General features: G+C 58.5%; 8 protein-coding genes and 1 pseudogene. All 9 read left to right on the forward strand.

Features of this window, described 5'->3' with window-relative positions:
* The first annotated feature begins 245 nt into the window (after positions 1–245).
* Positions 246–842 carry a cupin domain-containing protein gene (locus L0H65_RS10025; RefSeq protein ID WP_301458736.1) on the forward strand — a complete coding sequence of 199 codons (597 nt, stop codon included), beginning with the start codon at positions 246–248 and terminating at the stop codon, positions 840–842.
* A 63-nt stretch (positions 843–905) separates the two neighbouring features.
* On the forward strand, positions 906–1,589 hold the full coding sequence (locus L0H65_RS10030) for an HAD family phosphatase (RefSeq protein ID WP_301458737.1): 684 nt from the start codon (positions 906–908) through the stop codon (positions 1,587–1,589).
* Positions 1,586–2,536: a sugar-binding transcriptional regulator gene (locus L0H65_RS10035; protein WP_301458738.1), complete on the forward strand. Its 951-nt coding sequence runs from the start codon at positions 1,586–1,588 to the stop codon at positions 2,534–2,536. Before L0H65_RS10030 ends, L0H65_RS10035 begins: the two co-directional genes overlap by 4 nt.
* 108 nt (positions 2,537–2,644) lie before the next feature.
* Complete coding sequence (locus L0H65_RS10040; protein ID WP_301458739.1) at positions 2,645–3,955, forward strand: sugar ABC transporter substrate-binding protein; 1,311 nt, start codon at positions 2,645–2,647, stop codon at positions 3,953–3,955.
* A 77-nt stretch (positions 3,956–4,032) separates the two neighbouring features.
* Positions 4,033–4,905, forward strand: coding sequence for a carbohydrate ABC transporter permease (locus tag L0H65_RS10045; RefSeq protein ID WP_301458740.1), 873 nt, complete (start codon positions 4,033–4,035; stop codon positions 4,903–4,905).
* Between the two features lies 1 nt (position 4,906).
* Positions 4,907–5,737, forward strand: a complete 831-nt coding sequence (locus tag L0H65_RS10050; protein ID WP_301458741.1) for a carbohydrate ABC transporter permease — start codon at positions 4,907–4,909, stop codon at positions 5,735–5,737.
* A gap of 9 nt (positions 5,738–5,746) precedes the next feature.
* Positions 5,747–6,745 (forward strand): ABC transporter ATP-binding protein, encoded by a 999-nt coding sequence (locus L0H65_RS10055; protein WP_301458742.1) that lies wholly within the window; start codon positions 5,747–5,749, stop codon positions 6,743–6,745.
* Positions 6,742–7,515: an L-iditol 2-dehydrogenase gene (locus L0H65_RS10060; protein WP_301458743.1), complete on the forward strand. Its 774-nt coding sequence runs from the start codon at positions 6,742–6,744 to the stop codon at positions 7,513–7,515. Before L0H65_RS10055 ends, L0H65_RS10060 begins: the two co-directional genes overlap by 4 nt.
* Before the next feature lie 32 nt (positions 7,516–7,547).
* A pseudogene (locus L0H65_RS10065) lies at positions 7,548–8,059 on the forward strand (mannitol dehydrogenase family protein); the annotation flags it as partial.

Below are 8,059 nucleotides of genomic sequence, written 5' to 3' on the forward strand. Positions count from 1 at the left end.
TGGACGGTTGAAACTTGCAGCCGAAGCGCAAGCCCGAATTCCAATTCACCTCGTCGCTCCGTGTCCATATTGATCGACACCTGAGCGGTTTCGCAAGTCTTTCCTTACCCTTGGCAAGTGACGTTCAACGAACAGAAGCAACCTTAGGGGCGTTTAATATAATAATCAACCGTGTTTACAAAAAACATACAAACACTGGATTTCTTGGGTAAAATGCTTAGAATAGTTGCGAGGGAGCCTGAGAATTGCCTGAAATTTCGACCAAGCGGGATATCAATGTCGGGGAGCGGCTTCGCTATTTGCGCACCTCACGAAAACTGTCGCAACGGGCTTTGGCGCGCAAATCGGGCGTGACAAATGGTTTGATTTCGCAAATAGAACAGAATCATTCCTCCCCTTCTGTCGCCACATTGAAACGTGTGCTGGACGCGATTCCCTTGAGCATGGCAGAGTTTTTCGCGCTGGAATTCGATGAAGCGCAGCCGATTTTCTTTTCCCCCGCGGAGTTGACGGAACTTGGCCCGGTCGCGCTGTTTCACGATATCGGCGCCGGTTCCGGCATTTCCTTGCGGCAGGTCGGCAACAGTGCGGGGCACGCTATCCAGATGCTTCACGAACGTTATGCACCCAATGCCGACACGGGTGTTGAAAAATACAGCCACGAATCGGAAGAAGCGGGAATTGTGATTTCCGGCCGGATCGAGATCACCGTTGGTGACGAAACGAGGGAGCTTGGACCCGGCTGCGCCTATCGCTTTGACAGCCGCATCCCGCACCGTTTCCGCAACCCCGGCACCGAGGTTTGTGAGTTGATTTCAGCCTGCACCCCGCCCTCGTTCTGAACCGCGCCCCCTTTCTTCTGTTTCAGCACCGTGCAATTCATGTGCCACGAAACGGGGGCCTGAATGATTGATCTGGTCATCTTTGACTGCGACGGTGTGCTGATCGACAGTGAGATCATATCCGCCCGGATGCTGGTTGCGGAACTGGCATTGCTTGGCGTTCAAATTGATCTGGCCTATGTCGCGCGGTATTTTCTGGGGCGCAGTTATCCCACGGTGATGGCAACGATCCGACAGGATTTCGGCGTGAAACTCAGCCCCGAATTTGAAGAAACCTACCGCCGACGCCTGCTTGCGATTTTTGAGCGGGAGTTGAAGGCAATTCCCCACGTCGAAACGCTGCTTCGCGATCTGGCGTGGCCATGGTGTGTTGCGACCTCCTCCAGCCCCGTGCGGGTGGCGCAATCGCTGAAGATCACAGGTTTGCAGCATCTGGTCGGCGATCGGCTTTTCACGGCGAGCGAGGTGACAAATGGCAAACCTGCGCCCGACCTGTTCTTGTATGCCGCCCACAAAATGGGCGTTGCCCCCGCGCGCTGCCTGATCGTCGAGGACAGTTTGAACGGCATCAAAGCCGCACGCGCCGCAGGGATGCCGGTTTGGCGTTTTACCGGCGGCAGCCATCTGCAAGATGATCTGCCGGACGAACCCGAAGATGCCCGCCCCGATCTGCGGTTTGCATCTTTCTCGGATTTCCCGCAACGTGTCGCCGATTTCATCGCCCGCGAAAAGGACAGCACAGCATGAGCCGCAGCGACCCCGAAGCCAGCCTTCAGGATGAGGCCGCGCGCGCCGGTTGGATGTATTACGTCGGCGGCAAGACCCAAGACCAGATTGCGACGGAACTCGGCGTCTCGCGGCAGCGGGCGCAGCGCCTTGTCAGCCGCGCGATGACTGACGGCCTGGTGCATGTGCGACTGGAACACAAGATCGCGGCCTGTCTGGTATTGGAAGCGGAACTTACCCGCCGCTTTGGTCTGTGCGAGGTGCGCGTCGCGCCCAGTTTGGGCGATGGCGGAGACCCTACCCGCGCCATCGCCGGTGTCGGCGCGGGCCTGATGGAGAAATATCTGCGCCGGACCGAGCCCCTGATCATGGCCCTGGGCACCGGGCGCGCCTTGCGCGCCTGTGCCGATGAAATGCTGCCTATCACTGCCGAACAGCACCGCATCGTATCGCTGATCGGCAATATCGCCCCCGATGGCTCTGCCAGTTTTTACGATGTCATCATCCGGATTTCAGACCGGGTTCGTGCGCCGCACTTCCCGATGCCCGTGCCGGTGATCTCTGACACCGCCGCCGAACGCGCCATGTTCCAGCGTCTGCGTCCGGCTCAGATTGTATTTGATCTGGCAAAGGCCGCCGATGTGACCTTTGTAGGTGTCGGGCAGATGGGCGATGACGCGCCGCTGCTGCTCGATGGCTTTGTCAGCGCCCCCGACTTGGCCGAAATGCAGGCACTTGGCGCGACGGGTGAGATTGCCGGTTGGGTGTTTGACGCGCAGGGTAAATACATTGAAACCTGTCTGTCCGACCGTCTTGGCAGCGCCCGGCTGGAGCCGAATCGCCCTGCCCCGGTGATCGGAATTGCCGCCGGTCTGCGCAAGGTTCGGGCGTTAAAAGCGGCACTGGAAGGCCATATCATCAACGGGCTTGTCACCGATGAGGCCACCGCCCAAGCGCTTTTGATCTGAAATCATTACCGTTTTCGAGGTTGAAAAATTCTGTTGACGCAGGTGTGATCTTGAGTGAATAATTATTCATGTTCTGGGCATATGCTCAAACACCGAGGGAGGAATTCAATGACCAAGACAGTTCGCGCCTTGATGGGCGCGTGCGCCATCGGCGCATTTTCGACCGCAGCTTTTGCCGAAACCACGATCACCGTTGCCACTGTGAACAACGGCGACATGATCCGGATGCAGGGGCTGATGGATGATTTCAACACCAAGAACCCCGACATCAAGGTCGAATGGGTGACATTGGAAGAAAACACCCTGCGCCAGAAGGTTACCACCGACATCGCCACCAAGGGCGGTCAGTTCGACGTGTTGACCATCGGCACCTATGAGGTTCCGATCTGGGGCAAGCAAGGCTGGCTCGTCAGCCTGAATGACCTTCCGGCCAGCTATGACGTGGATGACCTGCTGCCGGCGATCCGCGGCGGGCTGACTGTTGATGGGGAGCTTTACGCCTCGCCGTTCTACGGTGAATCCTCGATGGTGATGTATCGCAAAGACCTGATGGAAAAAGCCGGGTTGACGATGCCAGATGCGCCAACTTGGGATGACATCAAGGCCGCTGCCGCCGCGATGACCGACAAGGCAGGCGAAATCTATGGCATCTGTCTGCGGGGCAAGGCCGGTTGGGGCGAGAACATGGCCTTCCTGACCGCCATGTCCAATTCCTACGGTGCCAAGTGGTTCGACATGGACTGGAAGCCGCAGTTCGACAGCGAGGCGTGGAAAGCCACCTTGACCGACTACCTCGACCTGATGAACAACTACGGCCCTCCGGGTGCCTCGAACAACGGGTTCAACGAGAACCTTGCGCTGTTCCAGACCGGCAAATGCGGCATGTGGATCGACGCGACAGTTGCGGCCTCTTTCGTGACCGGCAAGGATTCCACCGTGGCTGACAAGGTTGGTTTCGCGCTTGCCCCCGATAAAGGTCTTGGCAAGCGCGGCAACTGGCTTTGGGCCTGGTCCCTGGGCATCCCGGCAGGTTCCCAAAAGGTGGACGCCGCCAAGAAATTCGTGGAATGGGCAACCTCCAAGGAATATCTGGCGCTGGTCGCATCGAAAGAAGGTTGGGCCAACGTGCCTCCGGGAACCCGTGCTTCGCTTTATGCGAACCCGGAATACCAGAAGGTGCCGTTTGCCAAGATGACGCTGGACAGCATCAACTCCGCTGACCCGCAGCACCCGACCGTTGATCCGGTGCCTTATGTTGGTGTGCAGTTTGTCGCCATCCCGGAATTCCAAGGGATCGGCACGGCCGTTGGGCAGCAATTCTCGGCAGCCCTTGCTGGCACCACCTCGCTGGAGGATGCGCTGAAGAACGCGCAAGACCTGACCACGCGGGAGATGACCAAGGCTGGCTACATCAAGTAAGCCTTCTGTCGCCTTGTGGGGCTGGCCATTGCGTTGGCCCCACAATTTTTCTCCGTCATCACCAAGGGAACTTTCCAATGGCAACGCAAGCCTCTCGCGCTGCGGCGCGACTGATGATTTCACCGGCAGTTGTTTTGTTGCTGCTGTGGATGATCGTCCCGCTGGGGATGACGATCTACTTCTCGTTCCTGCGCTACAATCTTTTGATGCCGGGAACCGAAGCCTTTGCCGGGTTCGACAATTACAAGTATTTCCTGACTGATCCCGCCTTTTTCACCTCGATCAAGAACACGCTGGTTCTGGTGCTGGGCGTGCTGATCATCACGGTGGGTGGCGGCATCGCCCTTGCCCTGCTGCTGGACCAACCCCTTTGGGGCCAGGGAATTGTGCGGGTTCTGGTGATTGCGCCATTTTTCGTGATGCCCACGGTTTCGGCGCTGGTGTGGAAAAATATGTTCTTCAACCCGGTCAATGGGCTTTTTGCCTATGCCGCGAAGGCCGTCGGACTGCAACCTTTTGACTTTCTATCGCAGGCGCCGATGTTTTCCATCATCATCATTGTCGCGTGGCAATGGCTGCCTTTTGCCACCCTGATCCTGCTGACCGCGATGCAATCGCTGGACAGCGAACAGTTGGAAGCCGCCGAGATGGATGGCGCAAGCTGGGGCAACCGTTTCATCTATATCATGGTGCCGCATCTGACGCGCGCCGTGACAGTGGTGATCCTGATCCAGACCATTTTCCTGCTGTCCACCTTTGCCGAAATCCTTGTCACCACCAATGGCGGCCCCGGCACTGCGACCACGAACCTGACCTACCTCGTCTATATGCAATCGCTGTTGCAATTCGATGTTGGCGGCGGCTCAGCAGGCGGCATCATCGCGGTCATTCTGGCCAATATCGTTGCGATCTTCCTGATGCGGATGATCGGCAAGAACCTGGAGACATAACATGGCCCGCGCTGTCAGCACCCGCCGCAAGGCCATTGTCACGGTCATCGCCTGGGGGATCGGGCTTGCGATATTCTTCCCGATCCTCTGGACCATCCTCACCTCCTTCAAGACCGAAGCCGACGCCATCGCCAGCCCGCCGAAGTTCCTGTTCTTTGACTGGACGTTTGAGAATTATGTGACGGTTCAGGAACGCTCGGACTACTTCCGGCACTTCTGGAATTCGGTGGTGATGTCGGTCGGCTCCACCGTGCTTGCCCTGATCATCGCAATTCCGGCAGCGTGGTCCATGGCCTTCATTCCAGGCAGATGGACCAAGGATGTCCTGATGTGGATGCTGTCAACCAAGATGATGCCCGCCGTTGGCGTTTTGGTGCCGATGTATCTGATGTTCCGCGATTTGGGATTGCTGGATACCGTCAGCGGGTTGGTGATCATCCTGACGCTGATAAACCTGCCGATCGTGGTCTGGATGCTCTACACCTATTTCAAGGAAATCCCCGGCGAAATTCTGGAAGCGGCCCGGATGGACGGCGCGAACCTGCGCTCTGAAATCATCTATGTGCTAACGCCGATGGCGGTGCCGGGTATCGCCTCCACCATGCTTTTGAACATCATTCTGGCATGGAATGAGGCGTTCTGGACCTTGAACCTGACCGCGGCGAAAGCAGCACCCCTGACGGCGTTCATCGCCAGCTACTCGAGCCCTGAAGGGCTTTTTTACGCCAAACTCTCGGCAGCCTCCACCATGGCGATTGCGCCGATCCTGATCATGGGCTGGTTCAGCCAAAAGCAACTGGTACGCGGCCTGACCTTCGGCGCAGTGAAATAGGAAACGAAAATGGGACAGATTGAACTGCAAAAAGTGACCAAGAGCTTTGGCGAAACCCAAGTGATCCCGCCGCTGGATCTGGTGATTGGCGAAGGCGAGTTTGTGGTCTTTGTCGGCCCGTCCGGCTGCGGCAAATCCACCCTGCTGCGCCTGATCGCGGGGTTGGAGGATATTTCCTCGGGCACGATCAAGATTGACGGCAAGGACGCCACCGACCTTGGCCCCGCCAAGCGTGGTTTGGCGATGGTGTTCCAATCCTATGCGCTTTACCCGCATATGTCGGTGCGCAAGAACATCGCCTTTCCGCTGAAAATGGCCGGAATGGAGAAAGCCGCGATTGACGCCAAGGTCGAAGGGGCCGCCAAGGTTTTGAACCTTGGCGATTACCTTGAACGTCGCCCCGGTCAGCTTTCGGGTGGTCAACGCCAGCGCGTTGCGATTGGCCGCGCGATTGTGCGCGAGCCTGCGGCGTTCCTGTTTGATGAGCCGCTGTCCAACCTTGATGCAGCGCTGCGCGTCAACATGCGCCTGGAAATCACCGAACTGCACCAAACGCTGAAAACCACGATGATTTATGTCACCCATGATCAGGTGGAGGCGATGACCATGGCCGACAAGATCGTCGTCCTGCACGCGGGCCGGATTGAACAGGTCGGCAGCCCGCTGGAGCTGTATCGCACCCCACGCAATACCTTTGTTGCCGGCTTCATCGGCAGCCCGAAAATGAACCTGCTGACGGGTGCTGTCGCCAAAGCGAGAGGCGTGGAAACCATCGGCATTCGACCGGAACACGTCGCGGTGTCCAAGGACAGCGGCGAATGGCAAGGCCGCGTCACCGTGGCAGAACACCTCGGCTCTGACACCTTTCTGCACGTCAACTCCGACCATGGCGGCATGACCGTGCGGGTCGGCGGTCAAATGAACGTCGGACATGGTGATACGATCTGGATGACCCCGGATGCGAACCACCTTCACCGCTTCGGCGCAGACGGGGTGCGCATCGCATGAAACGTCTCGCCGGAAAATCCGCGTTGATCACCGGTGCCGCACGCGGCATCGGCAAGGCCTTCGCCGCCGCCTTTGTTGCGGAGGGCGCGCAGGTCGCCATCGCTGACATCGACCTTGACGGCGCGAAAGCCGCTGCCGCCGAAATCGGTGCTGGAGCCTATGCCGTCCATCTTGATGTGACGGATCAGAAAAGCATTGATGCGGCAATGGCAGCAGTTCAGGCCAAGGCCGGAGGTCTTGATATCCTGATCAACAACGCAGCACTGTTCGATCTGGCGGGTATCGTCGATATCAGCCGCGCCAGCTACGACCGGTTGTTCGCCATCAATGTTGCCGGCACTCTGTTCACCCTGCAAGCCGCCGCAAAACTGATGATCGCGCAAGGCCGGGGCGGCAAGATCATCAACATGGCCTCACAAGCCGGGCGGCGCGGAGAGGCGCTGGTTGGCATCTATTGCGCCACCAAAGCCTCTGTCATCAGCCTGACCCAATCGGCGGGCCTTGATCTGATCAAACACGGGATCAACGTCAACGCCATTGCCCCCGGCGTGGTCGATGGTGCGCATTGGGACGGGGTGGATGCGAAATTCGCCGCTGCCGAAGGGCTTGCCCCCGGTGAAAAGAAAAAACAGGTCGGCGCATCGGTTCCTTTTGGCCGCATGGGCACCGCGGCCGACCTGACCGGCATGGCGATTTTTCTCGCCTCGGCAGAGGCGGAATATATCGTCGCCCAAACCTATAACGTCGACGGCGGGAACTGGATGAGCTGATGGGAAACCTGAATACCGCTGGCCTTGCAGCGCTGCCGAAAAGCGTCGCTACCCCTGCCTATGATCGCAGCACGCTGCGCCCCGGCATCGTGCATATCGGCTGCGGCAATTTTCACCGCGCGCATCAGGCCGTCTATCTCGACGATCTGTTTGCGCTTGGGATCGGCCATGATTTTGGTCTGGTCGGTGCAGGTGTCCGCCCCGGTGATGCCAAAATGCGGGAGGTGCTGGCCGCACAGGACTGGCTTTCGTCGGTGATCGAACTTGATCAGGGCCACGCTGCCGCCCGCGTCATCGGTGCGATGGTTGATTTTCTACCGATTGAGGCGGGAAATGCTGCGCTGATCGCGCAAATGGCAAAAGCCACGACGAAAATCGTCTCCCTTACGGTGACGGAGGGCGGCTATTACATCGACCCGAAAACCGGCACCTTCAGCCCCGATCACCCCGATATTCAGGCAGATGCCGCCAATCCGACCCGCCCCAACACCGCTTTCGGAGCCATTCTCGAAGCCCTGCGCCAGCGCCGCGCCGCAAATATCGC

This window comes from Pseudorhodobacter sp., assembly GCF_030452865.1.
Taxonomy (GTDB): Bacteria; Pseudomonadota; Alphaproteobacteria; order Rhodobacterales; family Rhodobacteraceae; genus Pseudorhodobacter.

What these genes read in the sequence shown, in the direction of transcription:
- L0H65_RS10030 (WP_301458737.1), top strand. Translation starts at nt 906, where the DNA reads ATGATTGATCTGGTCATCTTTGACTGCGACGGTGTGCTGATCGACAGT.
- L0H65_RS10035 (WP_301458738.1), top strand. Translation starts at nt 1,586, where the DNA reads ATGAGCCGCAGCGACCCCGAAGCCAGCCTTCAGGATGAGGCCGCGCGC.
- L0H65_RS10040 (WP_301458739.1), top strand. Translation starts at nt 2,645, where the DNA reads ATGACCAAGACAGTTCGCGCCTTGATGGGCGCGTGCGCCATCGGCGCA.
- L0H65_RS10045 (WP_301458740.1), top strand. Translation starts at nt 4,033, where the DNA reads ATGGCAACGCAAGCCTCTCGCGCTGCGGCGCGACTGATGATTTCACCG.
- L0H65_RS10050 (WP_301458741.1), top strand. Translation starts at nt 4,907, where the DNA reads ATGGCCCGCGCTGTCAGCACCCGCCGCAAGGCCATTGTCACGGTCATC.
- L0H65_RS10055 (WP_301458742.1), top strand. Translation starts at nt 5,747, where the DNA reads ATGGGACAGATTGAACTGCAAAAAGTGACCAAGAGCTTTGGCGAAACC.
- L0H65_RS10060 (WP_301458743.1), top strand. Translation starts at nt 6,742, where the DNA reads ATGAAACGTCTCGCCGGAAAATCCGCGTTGATCACCGGTGCCGCACGC.